This window comes from Pseudomonas sp. PA-1-3F, assembly GCF_021609665.1.
In the GTDB taxonomy this organism is placed as follows: domain Bacteria; phylum Pseudomonadota; class Gammaproteobacteria; order Pseudomonadales; family Pseudomonadaceae; genus Aquipseudomonas; species Aquipseudomonas paracarnis.
The window spans coordinates 99,652-120,530 of sequence record NZ_WJZD01000002.1 but is presented as its reverse complement, the minus strand read 5'-3'; the positions used below and the strand labels follow the sequence as shown (position 1 = coordinate 120,530).

Genomic DNA, 20,879 nt, shown 5'->3' with positions numbered 1-20,879 from the left:
GAAATACAACGGGGTTAGGGGGTTGTGGCGATCAATGCCGAGCCAACGTGTTGCCAGTCTTCATTCATCAAGGTGGCATGCAGGTCGGCAGCCTTGAGCAAGGCGCTGGCGGAAAGGCCGGTGAGCCTGACGGCTTCATGGCAACGCAGGAGCCAGTCCAGGTCGGCCAGGGTCCTCACCTGTTTGGCAGGCAGAGATTCAACGAGCAGGTTGATTTCATCGACATCCCACTTGAGCAATGCGGCCAGTTGCGAGGTGCAAGCCCCATTGTCAGTTATGGCGGAGCCTTCGACGGAGGATGAATTGGCGCATTGTAAATAGGCGAGCACGCTGTCCTGGGCCAGCCCGTAGGTGCTGAGGCAATGGGCAAAGCGTTGCAGCAGGTACAGCGTGCTCAGCGTCAGCTTGAGCAGCGAGGCCGCGGTGTGGTCCGGGCTCAGCCAGTGCGGATGGAGCACGAAGGTCTGCAAGGCCTCACGACTCACTGCCAGCCCCAAGGACACTTCGGCATCCGGCAGGCTCAGCAATACATTTTTGTGCAGCTCCGTGGTGGATTCGGCAGTGGCGGTTCGGGCAATTTGTCGAACCACGAGTTTGCGCCATTGCAGGTACGCGGCGGGGTCACCGGCAAGGTGTGAGGGAGCGTTGAGCAGCGTGTCGATTTTTGCTTTCAGCGGCTGCATTTGTTGGTAGAACGCGCCCAGCTTCTTGGTCACTGCCTGTTTGGCATCGCTGTGCAGAGCCGTGTTGCGTTCTGGGTCGAGGCTCAGGGTCTGGGCTTCGATAAGCTGCACCAGCCCATTGGGCAGTTCTTTGGGCGGCGCGGGCTTGAGCAGCGGTTGGCTGTGCAGCAGCCCTTGTACGATGAGGGCATGCCAGGCAATGGGCGCCGCTTTGGTGTCAGGCTCGGGCTGGGGCAATGACAGGTCAGCGAGGTCTTCTTGCGCCAACAGGCCATGCCGGGTCAATTCGACCACCTCATCGAGTTGGGTGATGTACGTCTGCACGTGGGGCGGTGGGGATTGGGCATCCAATAGCAATTGGCGGCGAAGCTGATCAACCGTTTGACCCGTGTCGTTGAGCCAGCGGACCAGCCAGTCCATTTGCATCAGCACATCGAGCAGGTCGGCAGGGGCATTGACGCCGGAGCGACGCAGGCTCGGGTTGACCAGTTGTGCGGTGTAATCCTTACCGCCCAGCAGCGCCGCCACATGGTAGCTGTCGAGCACTGACAGCCCGAACAATCGCGCGATACGGGTTTGGCGATACAGCGCGCTATAAAACGTAAGCGTTGGGCAAGAAGCGGGTAGATGCAGGCGGGCCTGCTTGATCAGCCAGTGCAACGAGGCCGGGGTGTCGCTCAGGTGCAGGCCGGTGCAGAGCTGGTGGCGCAGGGTTGTCGGGATTTCCTCCCTCAAGGCCAGGGTCGGCCTGTCCAGGGTCAATGCCTGGCCTGGCAACGGGCCGGGATTGAACAGCTGGTCGTACAGCGACAGACGAGTGCCGGGTGCCCACACCGGTATCTCATCCAGCACGGCGGCAAAGGCTTGCAATGACAGGCTGTAGCGGCGCTCCAGATAGCGATAGACGCCCAGTGCGCGCAGGGTATTGTCGTTGGCGGGCTGCGCCGGGTCGCCCTCGTGTTCACGCCGCACCACGCTCGTCGACAGGGCGTCGAGTGCGTCGAAGGGCAATTGCGTCCAGCGTTGCAGGCGGATCATTCGGTGCAGGCGCTGATAACGTTCCCATGAGGTATTGAGCAGGCGCGCACCATCCTTGTCCTGCGCATTGATCGACAGGGGCGACTGGGTCGCGCCGGCCTCGGTGATCGGCCCGTTCACGTACGCGGCACCGTTGTGCAGGCGCAGCTTGGCCGGCGGCGTTGGCAGGGCGCTTGCCAGAACATTGCTCGACAGCACCGGCACATACTTGCCGCAGGCCAGTAGCGCTTCGGTCTGATCGGCGGTGAGTCCGGTTTTCTGCAACCAGTGGGACAACTCCTCAAGGGGCTGCTCCTGGGTACCATAGTGCTGGGTAAAAAAATCTTCTGCCTGTACGTCTCCCGTTCTTATTAACAAAGGCTCGATCAATAACACCTGCTGGGCAGGGCTCAGCCCGGACAGCAAACGTTGCGCTTCATAGGCCTCGTGCCGGACCACGCCGTAAGTGTTTTGCGCGCGCTGGCTGGTGGGCAGCTTGAGGCTGATGCGGTAACTGAGTTCGCCCAATTGTGGCTTGCCGCCGGACAAACCGAGCCAGCACTGGCGATGCGCGCGTTCGAACGGCAGCACGAAGGGGAAGCGTTGCCTGCCGAGCACCTCATCAAGGGAGCGGCCGCGGTATTCACGGCGGGTTTGTTTGAGATGAGCGTCGATCTGGCGGGACAGGGTTTCGTTGATCATCGAGAGTTGAGGAATCACAGCGCTGAGGCCGCGTTCGTCCAGGGGCAGTGTCTTGAGTTCGGGGCGTCGCCGGTCGAGGGTGATCTTGGGCTGTTTGCCTTTACCGCTTTTTTCCAGCGCTTGGGCAAACAGGTATAACGCCTTCAGGTAGGCGATCGGGGAGTCGATTGCCGCCATGGAAGAGGCCGAACACAGCAGGTGCCAGTCCTCTTTGAACAGGTGGGTATAGGTGGGGGAGTGCGTGTCCATTGTGATGAATCTCCTGAAAGCCCCCGGCCACTGCCAAGGGCAATGGCACGCTAGCATGGGGCGCCAGGCCGGCTCGGTCGGCCGGATCGCTGAGTGAGCGAGGAGAAATCATCGGTGCAAATCGATAGCGCGACAGGGCCTGTGGGTCACTGTCGCGCGAACCTTGCTGCGAGGAGGTAGCCGTTACGCCGCCAGCGGTTTTTTCGCCATGGCTTTTTTGTGCGCGGCCTTCATCGCTTCCATCTCGGCTCCCAGCTCTTCGAGCAGCGCTTTACCCAGCAGTTTCTTGGCCTGAGGGAACATCTCGGTTTCTTCTTCTTCGATATGGTGCTCAAGCAACTCCTTGACCACTTTGACGCGACCGGAAAACTCGGTGGACGAGGGGTCGGTTTTCTTCAAGTCCGGCAGTACCAGCGAGTCGACGGTACGGTGCTCTTCCTTGGCTTCGTGGTACATGATGTCCTGTTCCTTGCCACCAGCTTTCCTGAACGCGGGGTAGAGGATCTCTTCTTCGAGTTGGGTATGCAGGGTGATCTCCATTTCGAGTTTGGCCAACAACTCGGTACGCTTTTTTACCCCGCGTTCAGTGGATTCGCTTAACTGGGTCAGCAGGGTCTTGACGCGTTCATGGTCGGCTTTTAGCAGGTCGATGGCATTCATAGGTAACCTCACGGGGGGGTATGCGGGCGTGTCGAAGTGCACGCCTCGTGGTGAGGAAGGTTGCATCAGGCGTACCAACTTTTATGGTTAAAAATTATCTTATAAATCAGTTGGTTGTATTTTTTTGTATGCTTGGAGGTCGTGCAGCTTGCATGGTCGGGCCGCGTTGAGATTGCACAACGCACAACCGGTTGCTGACGCTCCAGCGCAACGGGCGGCCAGAAAGTGTGGCCAGGAAAATTCTAATGGAACCCTTGGGGCATCTGCTTGACCTAACGCTTAGACTTCAGGAGGTGAATCATGCAAATTGAATATATCTGGATCGTATTGGCGGTGGTTCTGCTGCTCTTGGAACTCTGGGCGATCAATATCGTTTTGCGCAGCACTGGCGGATGGGAGACCAAGGGGTTGTGGGTCGTGGTGCTGGTGTTCGTGCCGCTGCTGGGGTTGATTGCGTGGGCGATGTTCGGACCCAAGCGTGAAATGGCGCAGCAGCGTAAAAGCTGAAGCGGTGAGTGATAAAAAACAGGCGCCCATGGGGCGCCTGTTTTCATTGCGGTCAACCGATCAGCCGCCGACGGCCTTGGCAATCGCCTCATTGAACGCCGGTAGATCGTCCGGCGTACGCGAGGTGATCAAGGTCCAGCCATTGGCCTGGCACTCTTTAACCTCGGCATCCACCACGCCGGCAGCGCCGGCGTTTTCAAGGTCGATGCGCACGCTTTTATAGGCGGTCAGGGTTTTGCCCTTGACCACGCCAGCGTCGATCAGGGTCCATGGCCCGTGGCAGATCGCCGCGATGGTCTTGCCGGCCTGCACGAACTCATTGATCAAGCGCAGCGCGGCGGCATCCTGGCGCAGTGTATCGGCATTCACTGTACCGCCCGGGATGACCAGCGCATCGAAGTCGGCGCTGACAACATCCGACAGTTGCACGTCGGATTCCACGGTCTGGTCTTTTTCCGTGTCGCCGACAAATGTCTGGGTTGTGCCCCCTTTGCTGGAGGCGTGCGTTACGGTCGCGCCGTAGCCACGCAGCGTCTCCAGAGGCTTGAGCAACTCGTCGCGCTCGATGCCGGTGTTGGAGGTGATGACGAGGATGTGCTTGCCGTTGAGTTGCGAGCTCATGGTCGAGTGTCTCCTTGGGTCATGGATGGATTAATGGGCGTATTTGGTTTGCAGTTCCTTGGCCATTTTCAGGTGGGCTTCAAGGGTGGGCAGGGTCTTGGTGGCGAAGGCTTTCAGCTCGGGATTGTCCGAGGAGGCCGCTTCTTTCTTGAACAGTTCGACGGTTTTTTCATGGGCCGCTACCTGGTTGTTGGCATAGGCCTTGTCGAAGGATTCATCGCGCATTTGCAGGATGGCTTTCTTCGCCTGGTCGGTGAGCGCAGCGTCATCGGGTACTTCGATATCGAGTTTTTTCGCCAGGGCCATCAGTTCCTGATTGGCCTTGGTGTGGTCTGTGACCATATGCTGGGCGAAGGTCTTTACGTCCGCCGAGCTGCTTTTTTCCAGGGCCAGTTTGCCCGCTTCCACCTCGGTGATACCGCCCTCGGCGGCGTTGTCGACAAAGTCGTTGGAGGTCGCCGCCATCGCGGTGGAAATCGAGCCTGCAATCAGCATGAAGGTAAGGCCCATCGGTTTCATCAGTCGAGTTTTCATGGTGTCTCTCCTTGGAAATGGCGGGATGCCGTTACCTGACTGTTGAATCGAGAGGCGGGTAAAAGGTTTAAAATTTTTTGCGCTTTTTTGCCCAGCGGTGAGGCGAGGCAATTGACTTGAACCAATCCGGATTCGCAGGGTTCTGCTGCATAGGGCCGCCATCTCAGGGGCCTGCCACTGCCAGGAGGATTGCACTGTGACTGATCGTAAAACCGCCGATAAAACCCCCGACCCCGTCAGCTCTGAAGACGCGCAAAAAGGTAATGCCGAGACCACAAAAGGGCAGACGCTTGAACCTGCGAACCCCAAGACTGAAACCATCGACAAAGTCGTGACGCCGACCTCGATCAAGGACATTGAACGGCAAACGGATGCAATCAACGAGAAACTCAACAACGGGCGTTGAACCTGCTGAGTTGATCGGTGGAAAAGGAACGAGATCCTGTGGCGGCCTGAAAGCTGCCACTGCTATTTTTTATAAAAAAATATAATAATTAGCTTAGATTAAAATGTGCTTTTTATTATTTATGACCATCCCCTAGTCTTGCCTGGAAGTCCCTTAGGTCATCCAGGAAGATTTGCCATGAGTAGCGTCACGCCGATTTCCAGTGTCTTGAGCAATGTGCGCCAGCGGGTCACACCGCAAGAGTGGGAGGTGCGGGTCAAGTTGGCCGCGGCCTACCGACTGGCGGCGTTGTACAAGTGGACCGATCATATCTACACGCATTTCTCGGCGCGGGTGCCAGGGCCCGAGGCGCATTTCCTGATCAATGCTTTCGGGCTGTTGTTCGACGAAATCAGCGCCTCCAACCTGGTCAAGGTCGATCTGGACGGCACCCTTGTCGATGACCCTACGGGCCTGGGGATCAACTACGCCGGCTATGTGATCCACAGCGCCATCCACGGCGCACGCCATGATTTGCAAGCGGTGCTGCACACCCACACCCGCGACGGTATTGCGGTGTCGGCGCAGAAGCAGGGGTTGTTGCCGATCTCCCAGCACGCTATCGCATTCTCGGGGCGTGTGGCTTACCACGGTTACGAAGGGGTGGCGCTGGACCTGGACGAGCGTGAACGGCTGGTGGCGGATTTGGGCGACAAGAGTGTGATGATCCTGCGCAACCACGGCTTGTTGACTGGCGGCGTCAGCGTCGAGCATGCCTTCCAGCAACTACAAAGCCTGGAGCGGGCCTGCAACATCCAGATTGCGGCACAGGCAGCGGGGAATGCCGAGTTGATCTTCCCACCCGCAGAGGTGGTGGCCAAAGTCGAGCAGCAGGCCAAGGTGTTCAGCAATGGCGAAGGCCCGGGCGTGGCGCGGCATTGGAATGCGCTGGTGCGCCAGCTTGAGCGTACCGATACCGACTACAAGAACTGAGTCGAATGGATTGTTCCCACGCTCTGCGTGGGAACACAGCCCAGGACGCTCTGCGTCCCTAAGCGCGACGCGGAGCGGCACACGAGGCATTCCCACGCAGAGCGTGGGAACGATCATCAAAACCTCACGTCAAGGCGATAGTTGACACGTTGCTGTGCGGCCCGACGGTACTGGCTCGGTCTGCCAGGTAACGCGCCGGCGGTTGGCCCATGGCCTTGCGGAACATGGTGATAAACCCGCTGGCATTTTCATAACCCAGGTCCAGCGCCACGCTCTGCACACTCTCGCCGTTGGCCAGGCGCTGCAGTGAAAGGATTACATGCAACTGCCGGCGCCAGCGACCGAAGCTCAGGCCGATCTCTTCCAGCAGCAGGCGGGTCATGCTGCGTTCGCTCATGCCGATGCGCACGGCCCATTCGCCCAGGGTCGATTTGTCGCCGGGGTTGGCCAATAAGCTGGTGGCCAGCCGATGCAAGCGAGGGTCCTGGGGCATGGGCAAATGCAGGGCCTCGAGGGGGGCCAAGGCCAACTCGTCGAGTAACGTCGCCACCAGCCGGCCCGGGGCGCCGTCTTCGTCGTAGAGCTGCGGGAAGCTGACCGCCTTGCCGATCAATTCGTGCAGCAATGGCGACACCGACAGCGTGCAACATTGCCGGGGCAGGGCGCTGGCGGCGTCCGGGCTGGTCAACAGGCAATATACATCTGCTTCGCCAGCGCCACGGGCCGCGTGGGTCACACCGCCGGGAATCCACAATGCGCATTGCGGCGGCACGATCCAGATACCCGCCTCGATCACACAATGCACCACGCCGCGCAAGGTGTAGATCAATTGCCCGTGTTGATGGTGGTGAGGGGTATGTTCCCAGCGTTCGGACGTACTCGAGGCGCCCACTGCAACAATCGAGCGAGGGATCGCGGCGGCGTCCCGGACCCGGCAGGGGTCGTATTGGTCGAGGCGGTGATGAACCATGCTGATAACTGCCTTGGCTGGATTGCGAAATATTCTGGCTATTCTATGCAATGCTGTCCAGCGTCATGCGCCCTATGATGAGAACCAATCTCATCAAAGGAGCTTTGCCATGCGACTCGACAGTTCAACTTTCCCGGTGGTGAAAATCTTTTTCGACGCGCCTAGCGAGGGAGCGCCGGAAGACGCCTTCCTGACATTCGAACGTCTGCTGGCGCGTGAGCAGCCCTTCTTGCTGCTGCACGAAAAGGCCGTGGATGAGAACAATCACGAACACGCCCACGAAGAGCGCAAGCGCGCTTCTATCTGGATGAAGAAAAACAAGGCTGCCTTGCGCGCTTACGTCAAAGGCATGATCCAGGTGGAGCCCAGCGCTGCCAAGCGCCTGGCCCTCAAGCCCTTTGCCGTGACGTTCGGCAAGGCCTGGGGTTACCCGCTGCTGGTGGTGGAGTCCAAGGATCGCGCCTGGGCGTTGGCCCAGGATGTGTTGGATGCAGAAGTGTCGGATGTGGCGTATTTCTGAGCCTGGCCAAAGCTCGACAGCGTCCACAATTGAACTACCTTGATTGACGAGCCTTCCCACTCGGTACTCAAGCATGCGCACTTTATGGACGCGGTACCTGGCGTTGCTGGAAAACGACCTGAGCACGCAGATTTTCGACAATGTTAAAAACCTGTTGGTCTGCGCGTTGTTGTTTGCGGCGGGGACCAACGCGCTGGTGGGACCGCACGAGTTGCTGATCGGTATCTTCGCCTCCAGCGTCGCGGGCTGGGGCTTGATTGTGCTGTCCACGGTGCTGATGCTGTTGAACGTCAGCGACGGCATCCGCCGCCTGGCCAAGTTGCGTTATCACTTGGCGTTGCAACTGTTGTTGATCCTGATCTACGTGGTGATTGCCGAGCGGGTGGTAGAGATTGTGTGGGTGTTGCGCGCCCATTGACGTATCCTCCGCGCCTCGTTTACCACTGATTCGAACAAAGATGACAGGACAAGCTATGCAGGCGCTGCTGGAGTCGATCCTCGCCGAAGTGAGCCCCTTGATCGGCCTCGGCAAAGTCGCCGATTACATTCCCGCGCTGGCCGACGTGCCCGCCAACCAACTCGGCATCGCGGTATACGGCAACGACGGCACGGCCTACTGCGCTGGAGATGCAGACACGCTGTTTTCGGTGCAAAGCATTTCCAAGGTCTTCAGCCTGGTGCAGGCCATCGACCATGGCGGCGAATCCATCTGGGAGCGCTTGGGCCACGAGCCCTCGGGGCAGCCGTTCAACTCCATGGTGCAGCTGGAATTCGAGCGTGGCCGCCCGCGCAACCCCTTTATCAACGCTGGCGCGCTGGTGATCTGCGACATCAACCAGTCACGCTTCGCCGTGCCGATTCTGTCGATGCGCGACTTTGTACGGCGCCTGTCGGGCAACCCGCAGATCCTGGTCAACAGCGTCGTGGCCGAATCTGAAGCCCAGCATGGTGCGCGCAATGCGGCCATGGCCTACCTGATGAAGTCGTTCGGCAACTTTCATAACGATGTGGACGCGGTGCTGCACAGCTACTTCAACTATTGCGCGTTGCAGATGAGCTGCCTGGACCTGGCCCGAGCGTTCAGCTTCCTGGCCAATGAAGGCGTGAGTGCCCACAGTGGCGAGCAGGTGCTGACGGCGCGCCAGACCAAGCAAGTGAACTCGATCATGGCCACCAGCGGGCTTTATGACGAGGCGGGCAATTTTGCCTACCGCGTGGGCCTGCCGGGCAAGAGCGGGGTCGGCGGGGGGATCGTCGCGGTGGTGCCGGCGCAGGTCACGGTGTGCGTGTGGTCGCCGGAGTTGAACGCAGCGGGGAACTCGCTGGCGGGGATGAAGGCGTTGGAATTGTTGAGTGAGCGGATTGGGTGGTCGGTGTTTTGAACTCGGTCCCCCTGTGGGAGCTGGCTTGCCTGCGATAGCGGTTTTTCAGTGCTGGATGTGCTGGCTGACACAGCGCCATCGATCACTGTAGGAGCGAGCTTGCTCGCGAAAAACGCCCAGGCTCTGCGGTCATCCAGGTTGCCCGCGTCATCGTTGACGATCTTCGCGAGCAAGCTCGCTCCTACAGTAGGTCAGTCGCGGGGCCTGTTGAGACGCGGCACGATCATGCCCACCTCACTCTGATAGCACCGATACCGCTCACCAAACAGCGCCACTAAATCCCGCTCTTCGAAACGGGCGCCAATGAACAGATACACCGACATCCCCAGCGCAAACAGCAGATGCCCCACGGTCATATGCGGCGTTGCCCAAAAGGCGATCAGGAAGCCCAGGTACAGCGGATGACGCACGACTTTGTAGAGCATCGGCGTCCTGAATGTCGGGCCCGATTGTGGGGCGTTGCGCCAGCGATCAATGGCCTGTTTCAGCCCGAACAACTCGAAGTGACTGATCAAGCAGGTTGCCAGCACCACGATGCCCCAGCCCAGCCAGAACAGGCCGGTCAGCAGTGCCTTGGCCCAGGCGGCGTCAACCTCCCAAACGGTCTGTGTAATGGGCCGCCACTGCCAGAACAGCAGCGCGAGCATCAGGCTGGAGAGCAACACATAGGTGGAGCGCTCTACCGCTGCCGGGGCGAAGATTGCCAGCCAGCGCTTGAAGCGTTTACGTGCCATGGCGCTGTGCGGGATGCCGAACACCATGATCAGTGACGCGTTGATCAGGAGTGCCTGCGCCCAGTCGATGCGCGCGCTGGAGTCGATGTGTTTGGGTACGACCACAGCCCCCACGAAGCCCATCATGTAAAGCAAGGTGAATAAGAAAACCAGGTAGCAGCAGGTGCTATAGGCCAGGCCAGCCAAGCGTGCCGTGAGGGTGTTTGAAGAGGTCTGCCGTTTCATGGACGATTCCTTTCGCACATGGTGAATGGGTGAGCCAGTCGATGGCTGGCTCGCTCAGACTAACGGCATTCAAGTAGGCAGTAACCTGTTGGAATTGACAGTTGCAAGAGCGATTGGCGATTAACCGACGTTCAACCGATCCAACAAGCTATACCAGGCCACGCCTGCGCCAATGTAGAACCGCTGCAAGCGATGCAATGGCAAGCGCTGCAAGGGCGTTATCGGGTAGGCGAAGTCGGCCGTGCTGTCGCATAGCCGCCCAGCCAATTGCTGACCCAGGCTGGTACACAACGCGATCCCGCGCCCATTGCAACCCAACGCCAAGGTGAGCCCCGGCGCCGGTTCGTGGACATGGGGCATGAAGTCCCGCGTGATCGCGATGCGGCCGGCCCAGCGGTAGTCGAATTCCAATGGCCCCAGTTGCGGAAACAGCAGTGCCAGGGAGCGCTCCAGGTGGGCAAAATCGGCCGGCCCGGTGGGGTCGTTGAACAGACCGCGGCCGCCCATCAGCAGGCGTCCATACGCGTCTTTGCGAAAATACAGTAGCAAGCGTTGCGCGGTCGACACGGTCTCCTGCCCTGGCAAAATGCTTTCGGCTGCGCGGCCACTCAATGGCTTGGTGGCGACGATAAAACTATTGGCCGCGAGAATGCTCTGGGCCATGCCTGGCCATAAGTGATCGCTGTAGCCATTGGTGGCCAGCACCACTTGATCTGCCGTGACCTGCGCGCCGCCGGCTGTCTGCAATTGCCAAACCGAGCCCTGGCGCTGCAAGCCTGTCACCGCACTGTGGCCATGCACCCGTGCGCCGGCCGCCAACGCCGCTGCCACCAACCCGCGGGCATACGCCAAGGGTTGAATGGCCCCGGCACGTCCATCCAGCCAGCCGCCGGCAAACGCCGAGCTGCCCATGCGTGACGCCACCGCAGTGGCGTCCAGGCGCCGTACTGGCACGCCGCGTCGGGCCCATTGTTCGGCCCGTGCATGTAACCCGGCCACCGCCTTTTCACTGTACGACACCTGCATCCAACCCTTGCGCACCGGCGCGCAATCGATGCCATGGCGTTCGATCAGCTTGAACACCAGGTCCGCTGAGTTCGACACCGTGGCGATCAACGGCTCGGCGCGTTCCGGCCCGTACTTCTGTACCAGCTGCTGCGGGTCATATTTGAGCGTGGGGTTGACCTGCCCACCGTTGCGCCCCGAGGCGCCCCAGCCTGGCTCATGAGCCTCCAGCACACACACGCACACGCCACGCTCTGCCAAGTGCAGCGCCGTCGATAAACCGGTATAGCCGGCTCCGACAATCGCCACGTCGACCTTCACCGACTCGTTCAATGCCGGTGTTGGCACCACTGACGGCGCAGTCGCCGACCACAACGACTTCATGGCAGGCTCCGCGTGTTGCCTGTGGGGTGCAGCACGCGCCGCAGGAAGTCCTGGGTACGCGCATGCTGCGGGTTGCCCAGCACCTGTTCGGCGGGGCCGCTTTCGACTATGTAACCGCCGTGCAGGAAGCACACGCGGTCGGCCACTTCGCGGGCAAAGCCCATTTCGTGGGTGACCACGATCATGGTCATGCCTTCATCGGCCAGGGTGCGCATTACCGCCAGCACATCGCCGACCAGTTCCGGGTCGAGGGCTGAGGTGGGTTCGTCGAACAACATGGCGTCGGGTTTCATCGCCAGGGCGCGGGCGATGGCAACGCGTTGCTGCTGGCCGCCGGAAAGTTGTTCGGGGTAGGCGTCGGCCTTGGCGCTCAGGCCGACTTTTTCCAACAGCACAAGGGCTTCTTCGTGGACTTGGCGGGGCGGTTCGCCTTTGACGTACACCGGGCCTTCCATTACGTTTTCCAGCACCGTGCGATGGGGGAACAAGTTGAAGCGCTGGAACACCATGCCCATGCGGCTGCGCAGAGCGTGTACGGTCTTGCTGCCACGTTGTACGGTTTCGCCGAACACGTTGATATGCCCGCCGTCGTAGGCTTCCAAGGCGTTGATGCAGCGCAGCAGGGTGGATTTGCCCGACCCGGAGGGGCCGATCAGGCACACCACTTCGCCCTTGGCCACGTCAAGGTCGACGCCGTGCAGGACGCGGTGATCACCGTAGTGTTTTTGCAACTGGCGAATCTCGATCATGCTTTTTTCCTCCGGCCCAGGTACTGCTCCATGCGACGCAGGCCATACACCAGTGGCAGGCTCATCAACAGGTAGAGCAGGGCGACCAGGGTGTAGACGGTCATGTTCTGGAAGGTCGACGAGGCGATCAGTTGGCCCTGGCGCGTCATCTCGGCGACGGTGATGGTCGACACCAGTGACGAGTCCTTGAGCATCATCACCAGGGTGTTGCCGTAGGGCGGCAGGGCGATGCGAAAGGCCTGGGGCAGAATCACACGGCGCATCATCAGCCCCGTGCGCATCCCTAAGGCTTCGGCGGCTTCACGTTGGCCTTGTTCGACGGCGATGATGCCGGTGCGGAAGTTCTCCGCCTGGTACGCCGAGTAGGCGATGCCCATACCGATCACTCCGGCATAAAACGCGGTGAGATGGATGCCCATGTCTGGCAGCACGAAGTAGATGTAGAACAGCTGCACGATAATCGGCAGCCCCCGGATTACGTTGATGATGGTGCTGGCGGTCCAGGACAGCGCGCGAATCGGCGACAGCTTGAGCAGTGCCAGCACCAAGCCGAGGGCGCTGCTGAGCAGGAACGACAGCACGGTGATCTGGATCGTCACCCAGGCGCCTTGCAGCAGGATCGGCAGGAAGTCCTGGGCGTTCTGCAGAAACTCAGCCAGGTTCATGGGCGCTCCTGGGCGTCCAGCCCCCATTTCTTGAGGATGCTGTCCAGCGTGCCGTCGGCCTTGATACTGGCGATGGCGGTGTTCAGGCGCTCAAGGGTTGCGGCATCGCCCTTGCGCACCACCAGGCACACTTCGCCGACGTTAGTGGGCTTGTAGTCAGGCGCCAGTTTCACGCCTTTGAACAGCTTTTGACGGATCTGGTAGGCCACCACCGGCTGGTCACCCACGGCGGCCTTGATGCGGCCCAGGGACAGGTCGCGAACCATCTCACCGATGGAGTCGTAGGTGCGGATCTCCTTGAAGATGCCCAGCTTGTTCAGTTGGTCGTAGAAGATTGTGCCGGCTTGCACGCCGACGACCTGGCCTTTGAGCGGCATCAGGTCAGGGTAGGCGGCATCGTCGTCGGCGCTGATGATCAGCCCTTCACCATAGGCGTAAACCGGGGCGCTGAAGTCGACCACTTGGGTACGCTCCGGGGTCTTGAGCATGCCGGCGGAAATAAAGTCCAGCTTGCCGGACGTCAGGGACGGGATCAGCGCGGCAAAGTTGGTCTGCTCGATCTGGCTGCTGAACCCGCCGGCCTTGCCGACGGCTTCGGTCACGTCGACCATCACGCCCTGGATGCTGTTGCTCTTGATATCCAGGAAGGTAAACGGCGAACCACTGGCGGTTGCACCGACTTTGTACGAGGACGCACTGCCTGCGTGCGCGACACTGATGCAGAGCGTGGCGCACAGGCCGAAGGCAAGGCGGCGGAACAAGGGCGAAAGACTGTTCATCGGGTTACTCCAGACGGAAAACGGAAAGCCAGTACCGCAAGCGGCTGTCGATGAAATCGCAAGCTCTATGCCATTTCGAATCAAATAAATCGTAAACGATGATAAAAATATTGGAAAATGAACCTGTCGTATCGATATGCGATATTTTATGGTCATTAATCTGCTTTTAAGGTAGAAATATCACCACGCCTGAGCCACCTGCCCGCGAGTTCGCCATGCCCGAAGACCGCAACAGTTTGCACAACCAATCCCTGGAAAAAGGCCTGTCTGTGCTCAAGGCTTTCAGCGCACAGCGCCGTAGCATGAGCCTTGCAGAGGTGGCAGAGGCCGCTGGCATGACCAAAAGCTCGGCCCAGCGCATGGTGTTTACCCTCGAAAGCCTGGGTTACCTTCGGAAACACTCGCGCACACGCCATTACCAACTCACCCCTCGGGTATTGGAGTTGGGCTTCAGTTACCTGGATGCGCATTCGTTGATTGAAGTGGCCAACCCGTTCTTGTCCGAGTTGACCCGATTGACCGGCGAGACGTCGTGCCTTACCGAGCCGGCGGGCTACGACATGACGTACATCGCGCGCTTTGTCAGCGCAGGGTTCGTGCCGGTGCACATGCCGATTGGCTCACGGGTGCCGATGTATTGCACGGCGTCGGGGCGGGCGTATTTGAGTGCGTTGCCGCAGGAGGAGGCGTTGGCGTTGATCGAGAACAGCCAGCGAGTGGCGCATACCAGCCGCACCCTGACTGACGTCGAGGCGATCATGGCCTCCTTGGAGCAGGTGAGGGCGCAGGGCTATGCGGTGAACACTCAGGAACTGTTCCTCGGCGACATGACCATCGGCGCGCCAGTGCTGGGTGGCAATGGCCGGCCCGTGGCCGCAGTGCATGTAGTGGCGCCGACCAGTCGCTGGAGCAGGGCGGATTCTGAGCAACAGTTGGCGCCTGCGCTTTTGCAGTGCTCCAGAGCATTGAGTAACTCTGCGCGGAATCTCGAATAACAAAAGTCTGGGCTGACCTGTGTTTTATCGCCCCTGTTTTTGCGCAAGCCACCTTTGGTCAACAGAGTCCAAGACGTTCCTGCAAGTGATTTTGCATTGATAGCCTTTTGCCAACTGGTAGTCTTTCATATCCTGACTAATCAAGTAGAATTCTCGGCGTTTGTCACGTCTCGATCATGCAAGACCTTTTTTGTTGTACGCCTTGGAGGCTTGTTTGAAAGGATTTCCTATCGACCTTGATCGTCTCAAGGGCTTGGCCGCCACCCGGGGTGGGCGTGTAGCGTTGGCCGGGTTCGAGTATCAGCGTGCCTTTGCGACATTACGAATGGTATCCATGCTGATTGGTCACGTCGTCAAAGGTTCTAGTACGCAAATTCCGGCGTGGATACGTTATGAGTGGGCGGAAGATATCGACGAGTTGGACACCAATGGTGGTGTCACCTTGTGGCAATGCAAGCAAGGTAACGATTGGACCGAACCCGCAAAATTGGCCAAAGTTTTTTCCGGTTTTGCGCCTAAGTGGTTATGGACAGCGGACACGCAGCGCGAGCGCCTGAATCTGCGCCTTGTGACCAACGACGTTGCCTACGCTGAGTTTCGCGACTTGCCAGGAGCATTGAAAAAAAAGACTGAAGTGTATGCACATTTTTTGAACGCTGTTCGGGAGACTGCCGGAAAGGGCAGCGATCTTGCGCAGTGGCAAGATGAGGCTCAAGCGTTCGGCCTTAGAAAATTGTTCAATGAGATGTGGTCAGCAACGCAGGTTCTGTTTGTGCCCGATGAAGCAGCCGCGAGTACGGCAGCACTGTGGCCAGCCGAAGATGATGCTGTGAATGCATTGGCCAGGGCGCACTGGCTGGCACCGGATCAAAACCCCCAGGACGTTATTCACTGCTTGCATGCATTGCTGGGACTTGCGCCTTCGAACACCGGTCTCGGCGGGCAGATTGACCGATTGACTACCACTCCGCTGGGCATCAGGCCGATTGATGTTAACGATCGGCTCGATCCTTTCCGTCGAGAACATGTGAGCTCAAGCTTGTTCCTGCCATTGATTGACCGCACCGCGCTGCAGCAATTGCGAAAACTCCCCCAGAAGCGATATGTCGCACGTCGGCCGGAATGGAAGGATGTGGTGCACGGTAGTGACGCTACCATAGGTTTTTTTGAGCGCAGCATTACATCCGATGTTGTTGATGGTCTGCGCAACGCATTGAACGATTGCCTCCAGTCTCAAGAGAAACTGCGCTTGCAGTTGCTGGTCGGTGCACCAGGTAGCGGCAAAAGCACGCTGGCTATACGTGCAGCGGCACAGTTGGTAGACGAGGGCGTCTGTACTGCTATCGACGCTCGTTTTGCAGTGAATGACGAAGAAGAAGTCCTTGCGGTGGTCGCTACGTTGCAAGGGCGGCAGGATCCCAAGCGGGCCTTGTTGCTGGTGCTGGATGACCCGCTAGGTGTTGCCAGCCTTTGGCCACGTGTGCTGGACAAATTGTCCAAGTTGCGACCGAGAATGGTGGTGTTGGCCGCGACACCTGAGTTTTTGCTGGATCGATATAGTCAGCAACTAAGCAGTTTGCGCTTATTGCCTCCCAGGCGAGTGGAGCGCCCTGACTGCTCCGAGCGTCTAACGCTGGCCCGCTTTTATCCAAAGTCGGATATGACGGAGCTGTCATCGGGTAATGAGGAACTGCTGGTGTTAACGATGCTAGCCGCCACTAATACCCCGTTCGATGAGATCATCGATGGGCTATGGGACAACTTGGCAGAAGGTGCTCGATTGCCACGGACAGTCCTGGGGCGTGAGCTACCGTGGCAAGTAGCAGCACTTTGGCTGGTGGTGTTCTTTAATCGCGCCTACGGTGCGTGCCCGCTACTTCTACTTAAGGCATTTCTGGCTCCGTGGTTTCGTGATGACGAAGAAGTGGGTGAGCGGCTGGCACAAATGAAAAGTGCTCACGGTTGGGGGGTGTTTCAGATCGAGGAATCACCTGCGAGTTTCGCATCCCAAGGCGGTGTGGTTCGTACCATGCATACACTGGTTGCACAAGCTGCCTGGGATCGGCGACCTGCCGCCAGTTGGTCGGTGACCGAGTCTATCGCGAAGGCCAGCTTGCGTTTTCCAATGGCGGCACGGCCTCTGGCGCAAGCGCTGGTAGCACTTCATGAGTTTTCTGCGGCGGAGGCTAAACCGTTGCTCACCGCAGTGGCCAATGCCTGGTGTGCCGCCGATGTAGTCACGCTGGAAACGCGTTACCTGTGTGAGCTTTGTTGGATATGGAAACGTAGTGCGGTGCCAATGCCGCCCTGTATCAATGGGGCGTTACTGCACCGAATAGCGTTGAATGATGAGCAGAGTTGGTTGGCGGCTTACCACGTCCTTTATCTGGGCTCCACGACACAGGTACGCAGTTTGTCCCATGCGTTGCCCTATCGGGACGTGCTGGACTCAGCCGATTTTTTTATCGAGCAGAGTCGCGCAATGGCTCTGTGCAGCGCACTTGTAGATCAGCCTACGCTGCAGGCAAGGTTGCTGGATCACATCTGGTGTGCTTTCGACGACACCAAAGGCGCGAGAATCAGCAGCAATTTTCTCAACTGGATGATGATCCATGGTGGCGCCTGGTCGGTAGTCTCACGCAAAGACGTCATTCGTGCTTGGATCGCACAACACCCTGACGACACTCACGTGCGTGTCGCCTTTATGATGCACCTTAAGCGACTCACTCCGGCTGATTGCACTGCGACGCTCAATGATTTGCGTCGATGGTTAGCCGAACACCCCGAGGATATGGATGTACGCAATAGTTTTCTGGCCCATCTTGGCAAATTCAGTGAGATCGACCAGGCTGCCATTCTAGACGACTACGTGAGCTGGCTTGCCGTTCACCCTAACGATTCAAATGTACGTAATGGTTTTCTCAAGCACATCGACAAGCTCAGTGTTGCGGAGCAGATATTGGTGCTTGATGCTTATTGGGAATGGCTGGCCGACCATCCTGAAGATACGAATGTGCGCGCCGCTTTTCTAAGTCATGTACACAAGTTCAGCGAAGAGAAACAGGCGTTTATTTTCAGTGAGTATTCCGAATGGCTGACTCGTCACTCTGATGACACCAACGTACGTTCAGCTTTGCTGAAATGTTTGCACCAGCATGCACACCACACGTTGCCGAAAGTTATTGAGCAGACACTTGCCGGGCTAAGCTACGAGACACGAGACTTCCACCCTGCTGGAGCCGTGCTTCTGGCTGTGGGGGGGCTTGGCATAGAGCATCTGCAGCTTATTGTTCGCTGGCTTCAATGGCTTGCACAGGTGCTTGAACGCTACAAAGGGATTAAGTCAGCAGCATTTTTCATGAGGGGCTCTCTCACCAACGTTCTCGAGCAGGCACGTGGGCATGCGCAAAGCGATGAATGCCCTGAGCATGACAGGGTATACGCATTACTAGCCATTGAGCATTTGGAGAACTCAATCCGACAGTGGAGAGAGTCTGTCGGTCGACCCGTAACAGCATGAAAAAAATGCGCCCCTGAGGGCGCATTTTTTGCTCGGTCAGCTATGGCCTGTCAGGCCGTCGCATCCCAGGCCCGATCACCGTTCTCGTCTTTGATCCGAGTCGGTAAGCCCATCACATCCAGCGCTTTCAGGAACGGCTCGGCCGGTAGTTCCTCGACGTTGGCCATGTGTTTCACATCCCACTCGCCACGCGCCACCAGCAGCGCAGCGGCTACCGGTGGTACGCCTGCGGTGTAGGAGATGCCCTGGCTGTCGGTCTCGGCATAGGCCTCTTCATGATCAGCCACGTTGTAGATGAACATCTCGCGCGGTTGGCCATCCTTGGTGCCTTTGACCAGGTCACCGATGCAGGTCTTGCCGGTATAGCCCGGGGCGAGCGAAGACGGGTCGGGCAGCACGGCCTTGACCACTTTCAGCGGCACCACCTCCAGGCCTTCGGCGGTCTTGACCGGCTGTTCGGAAAGCAGGCCGAGGTTTTTCAGCACGGTGAACACGTTGATGTAGTGTTCGCCAAAGCTCATCCAGAAACGCACGTTGGGCACGTCGAGGTTTTTCGACAGCGAGTGCACTTCATCGTGGCCGGTGAGGTAGAGGTTCTGCGAACCGACTACCGGCAGGTCGTCGGTGCGTTTGACTTCGAACATGGTGTTGCTGGTCCACTGGCTGTTCTGCCAGCTCCACACCTGCCCGGTGAATTCGCGGAAGTTGATTTCCGGATCGAAATTGGTGGCGAAGTATTTGCCATGGGAGCCGGCATTGACGTCGAGAATGTCGATCGAATCAATGCGGTCGAAATGCTGTTGCTGCGCCAGCGCGGCATACGCGTTGACGACACCTGGGTCGAAGCCCACGCCAAGGATGGCGGTGATGTTCTTCTGTTTGCACTCTTGCAGGTGGTTCCACTCGTAGTTGCCGTACCACGGCGGGGTCTCGCAGACCTTGCCCGGCTCTTCGTGGATGGCGGTGTCGAGGTAAGCCACGCCCGTGTCGATGCAGGCACGCAGTACCGACATGTTGAGGAAGGCGGAGCCGACGTTGATGACGATCTGCGAATCAGTCTCGCGGATCAGGGCCTTGGTCGCTTCCACGTCCAGGGCGTTCAGCGCGAAGGCTTGGATATCGGCGGGAACCTTGAGGCTACCCTTGGCCTTGACGCTGTCGATGATGGCCTGGCATTTGGAGATGTTGCGCGACGCGATAGCAATACGACCGAGTTCGTCGTTGTGCTGCGCGCACTTGTGGGCCACCACCTTGGCGACACCTCCTGCACCAATGATAAGAACGTTCTTTTTCAATTGCTTTATCTCTCCTTTATCCGCCAGCTCAGGACAGGCTGGACAGGTAGTCGTCGTAACCAAATTCACGAACCACCTCGACTGTACCGTCGAGTTGTTTCACTACGATGGACGGCATTTTCAGGCCGTTGAACCAGTTTTTCTTGACCATGGTGTAGCCTGCGGTGTCGATGAACGACAGCCGATCGCCGATGGCCAGCGGACGATCAAATTGATACTCGCCGAAGATGTCCCCGGCCAGGCAGGATTTGCCGCACACCATGTAGGTGTGTTCACCCTCGCTCGGCGCCAGTTTGGCGTTGAGGCGGTAGATCAGCAGGTCCAGCAGGTGGGCTTCGATGGAGCTGTCGACCACGGCGAGGTTCTTGCCGTTGTAGAGAGTGTCGAGCACGGTGACTTCCAGGGAGGCGCTGTTGGTGATCGCCGCTTCGCCGGGTTCCAGGTAGACCTGCACGCCGTACTTCTCGGAGAACGCTTTGAGCCGTGCGCAGAATGCATCCAGTGCATAGCCTTCACCGGTGAAATGGATGCCGCCGCCGAGGCTGACCCACTTGACCTTGTGCAGCAGTTCACCGAAGCGTTCCTCGATGGTGCCGAGCATCTTGTCGAACAGGCTGAAGTCACCGTTCTCGCAGTTGTTGTGGAACATGAAGCCGGAGATCTGATCGATCACGCCATCGATCTTCACCGGGTCCCACTCGCCCAGGCGGCTGAACGGGCGCGCCGGGTCGGCCAGCAGGTAGTCAGAGCTGCTCACCTGCGGGTTCACACGCAGGCCGCGGGTCTTGCCTTCGCTGCGTTCGGCAAACCGCTGCAGCTGGCTGATGGAGTTGAAGATGATCTTGTCGCAGTTCTCCAGCATCTCTTCGATTTCATCGTCGGCCCAGGCCACGCTGTAGGCGTGCGCTTCGCCTTCGAACTTCTGGCGACCGAGCTTGAGCTCATACAGCGACGACGAGGTGGTGCCGTCCATGTATTGCTGCATCAAGTCGAATACCGACCAGGTGGCAAAGCACTTGAGCGCCAGCAGAGCCTTGGCGCCGGACTGTTCGCGCACGTAGGCAATCTTCTGCATGTTGACCAGAAGCTTCTGTTTATCGATGAGGTAGTACGGCGTTTTGATCATTTTTGAGAGCCTGCGGCGGTGCCTGCCAAAAAAGGACACGCATTGTGCCCGCACTTGGAACAGATCGAAAGGTTAGCCGGCGGATTTTGCGCGCCACGTTAAGCATAGGGCGTAAGTATGACCGTTCATAAGAACCATGCCGCCTCCTGTGGGAGCGCTCGAGCCTCAGCGAGGCCGCG

The 20,879-nt window shown here is 58.8% G+C and carries 20 protein-coding genes; 8 read left to right on the top strand and 12 right to left on the bottom strand.

Annotated features, from left to right (window positions below):
• Positions 1-14: 14 nt before the first annotated feature.
• The gene (locus tag GIV26_RS01985) at positions 15-2,651 is read right to left on the bottom strand and encodes a Tc toxin subunit A (RefSeq protein ID WP_236279387.1); all 2,637 of its coding nucleotides are present in this window, start codon (positions 2,649-2,651) and stop codon (positions 15-17) included.
• Between the two features lie 183 nt (positions 2,652-2,834).
• Positions 2,835-3,311, bottom strand: coding sequence for a hemerythrin domain-containing protein (locus GIV26_RS01980; protein WP_003191732.1), 477 nt, complete (start codon positions 3,309-3,311; stop codon positions 2,835-2,837).
• Positions 3,312-3,611: 300 nt separating this feature from the next.
• Between GIV26_RS01980 and GIV26_RS01975 the strand changes: the two genes are divergently transcribed.
• Entirely contained in the window at positions 3,612-3,818 is a 207-nt protein-coding gene (locus tag GIV26_RS01975; RefSeq protein WP_003191730.1) for a hypothetical protein, read from the top strand.
• A 60-nt stretch (positions 3,819-3,878) separates the two neighbouring features.
• Here GIV26_RS01975 and GIV26_RS01970 read toward each other — a convergent pair whose 3' ends face one another.
• Entirely contained in the window at positions 3,879-4,439 is a 561-nt protein-coding gene (locus GIV26_RS01970) for a type 1 glutamine amidotransferase domain-containing protein (RefSeq protein ID WP_003191729.1), read from the bottom strand.
• Positions 4,440-4,469: 30 nt separating this feature from the next.
• Positions 4,470-4,973 (bottom strand): DUF4142 domain-containing protein, encoded by a 504-nt coding sequence (locus GIV26_RS01965; protein WP_054918543.1) that lies wholly within the window; start codon positions 4,971-4,973, stop codon positions 4,470-4,472.
• 196 nt (positions 4,974-5,169) lie between these two features.
• Here GIV26_RS01965 and GIV26_RS01960 point away from each other — a divergent pair, with 196 nt between their 5' ends.
• Positions 5,170-5,379, top strand: a complete 210-nt coding sequence (locus tag GIV26_RS01960) for a hypothetical protein (protein WP_054897760.1) — start codon at positions 5,170-5,172, stop codon at positions 5,377-5,379.
• A 177-nt stretch (positions 5,380-5,556) separates the two neighbouring features.
• A complete protein-coding gene (locus GIV26_RS01955) occupies positions 5,557-6,351 on the top strand; it encodes a class II aldolase/adducin family protein (protein ID WP_236279386.1) in 795 nt (264 codons plus the stop codon).
• A 124-nt stretch (positions 6,352-6,475) separates the two neighbouring features.
• On the opposite strand, the gene GIV26_RS01950 is transcribed toward GIV26_RS01955, so the two are convergent.
• The gene (locus GIV26_RS01950) at positions 6,476-7,321 is read right to left on the bottom strand and encodes an AraC family transcriptional regulator (protein ID WP_236279385.1); all 846 of its coding nucleotides are present in this window, start codon (positions 7,319-7,321) and stop codon (positions 6,476-6,478) included.
• A gap of 109 nt (positions 7,322-7,430) precedes the next feature.
• On the opposite strand from GIV26_RS01950, the gene GIV26_RS01945 reads away from it, so the two are divergent.
• The 3 genes from GIV26_RS01945 (at position 7,431) to glsB (ending at position 9,223) form a co-directional block, all read left to right on the top strand.
• Entirely contained in the window at positions 7,431-7,841 is a 411-nt protein-coding gene (locus GIV26_RS01945) for a hypothetical protein (protein ID WP_034125714.1), read from the top strand.
• 73 nt (positions 7,842-7,914) lie between these two features.
• Positions 7,915-8,259, top strand: a complete 345-nt coding sequence (locus tag GIV26_RS01940; RefSeq protein ID WP_034125713.1) for a hypothetical protein — start codon at positions 7,915-7,917, stop codon at positions 8,257-8,259.
• Positions 8,260-8,314: 55 nt separating this feature from the next.
• A complete protein-coding gene (gene glsB / locus GIV26_RS01935) occupies positions 8,315-9,223 on the top strand; it encodes a glutaminase B (RefSeq protein ID WP_236279432.1) in 909 nt (302 codons plus the stop codon).
• A 191-nt stretch (positions 9,224-9,414) separates the two neighbouring features.
• On the opposite strand, the gene mddA is transcribed toward glsB, so the two are convergent.
• The 5 genes from mddA to GIV26_RS01910 form a co-directional block, all read right to left on the bottom strand.
• A complete protein-coding gene (gene mddA, locus GIV26_RS01930; RefSeq protein ID WP_236279384.1) occupies positions 9,415-10,182 on the bottom strand; it encodes a methanethiol S-methyltransferase in 768 nt (255 codons plus the stop codon).
• Positions 10,183-10,302: 120 nt separating this feature from the next.
• Positions 10,303-11,571, bottom strand: a complete 1,269-nt coding sequence (locus GIV26_RS01925) for an NAD(P)/FAD-dependent oxidoreductase (RefSeq protein ID WP_236279383.1) — start codon at positions 11,569-11,571, stop codon at positions 10,303-10,305.
• Positions 11,568-12,320: an amino acid ABC transporter ATP-binding protein gene (locus GIV26_RS01920; protein ID WP_054897765.1), complete on the bottom strand. Its 753-nt coding sequence runs from the start codon at positions 12,318-12,320 to the stop codon at positions 11,568-11,570. Before GIV26_RS01920 ends, GIV26_RS01925 begins: the two co-directional genes overlap by 4 nt.
• Positions 12,317-12,985, bottom strand: a complete 669-nt coding sequence (locus GIV26_RS01915) for an amino acid ABC transporter permease (RefSeq protein ID WP_003191710.1) — start codon at positions 12,983-12,985, stop codon at positions 12,317-12,319. Before GIV26_RS01915 ends, GIV26_RS01920 begins: the two co-directional genes overlap by 4 nt.
• On the bottom strand, positions 12,982-13,764 hold the full coding sequence (locus GIV26_RS01910; protein WP_054897767.1) for an ABC transporter substrate-binding protein: 783 nt from the start codon (positions 13,762-13,764) through the stop codon (positions 12,982-12,984). The genes GIV26_RS01915 and GIV26_RS01910 overlap by 4 nt, the downstream gene beginning before the upstream one ends.
• Positions 13,765-13,979: 215 nt before the next feature.
• On the opposite strand from GIV26_RS01910, the gene GIV26_RS01905 reads away from it, so the two are divergent.
• A complete protein-coding gene (locus GIV26_RS01905) occupies positions 13,980-14,759 on the top strand; it encodes an IclR family transcriptional regulator (RefSeq protein ID WP_054897768.1) in 780 nt (259 codons plus the stop codon).
• A gap of 214 nt (positions 14,760-14,973) precedes the next feature.
• Complete coding sequence (locus GIV26_RS01900; protein ID WP_198716729.1) at positions 14,974-18,279, top strand: ATP-binding protein; 3,306 nt, start codon at positions 14,974-14,976, stop codon at positions 18,277-18,279.
• Positions 18,280-18,329: 50 nt separating this feature from the next.
• On the opposite strand, the gene GIV26_RS01895 is transcribed toward GIV26_RS01900, so the two are convergent.
• Both GIV26_RS01895 and GIV26_RS01890 read right to left on the bottom strand, forming a co-directional pair.
• Positions 18,330-19,574, bottom strand: a complete 1,245-nt coding sequence (locus GIV26_RS01895; RefSeq protein WP_032901677.1) for a saccharopine dehydrogenase family protein — start codon at positions 19,572-19,574, stop codon at positions 18,330-18,332.
• Positions 19,575-19,602: 28 nt separating this feature from the next.
• Positions 19,603-20,700 (bottom strand): carboxynorspermidine decarboxylase, encoded by a 1,098-nt coding sequence (locus GIV26_RS01890; RefSeq protein ID WP_005787689.1) that lies wholly within the window; start codon positions 20,698-20,700, stop codon positions 19,603-19,605.
• Between the last annotated feature and the right edge of the window lie 179 nt (positions 20,701-20,879).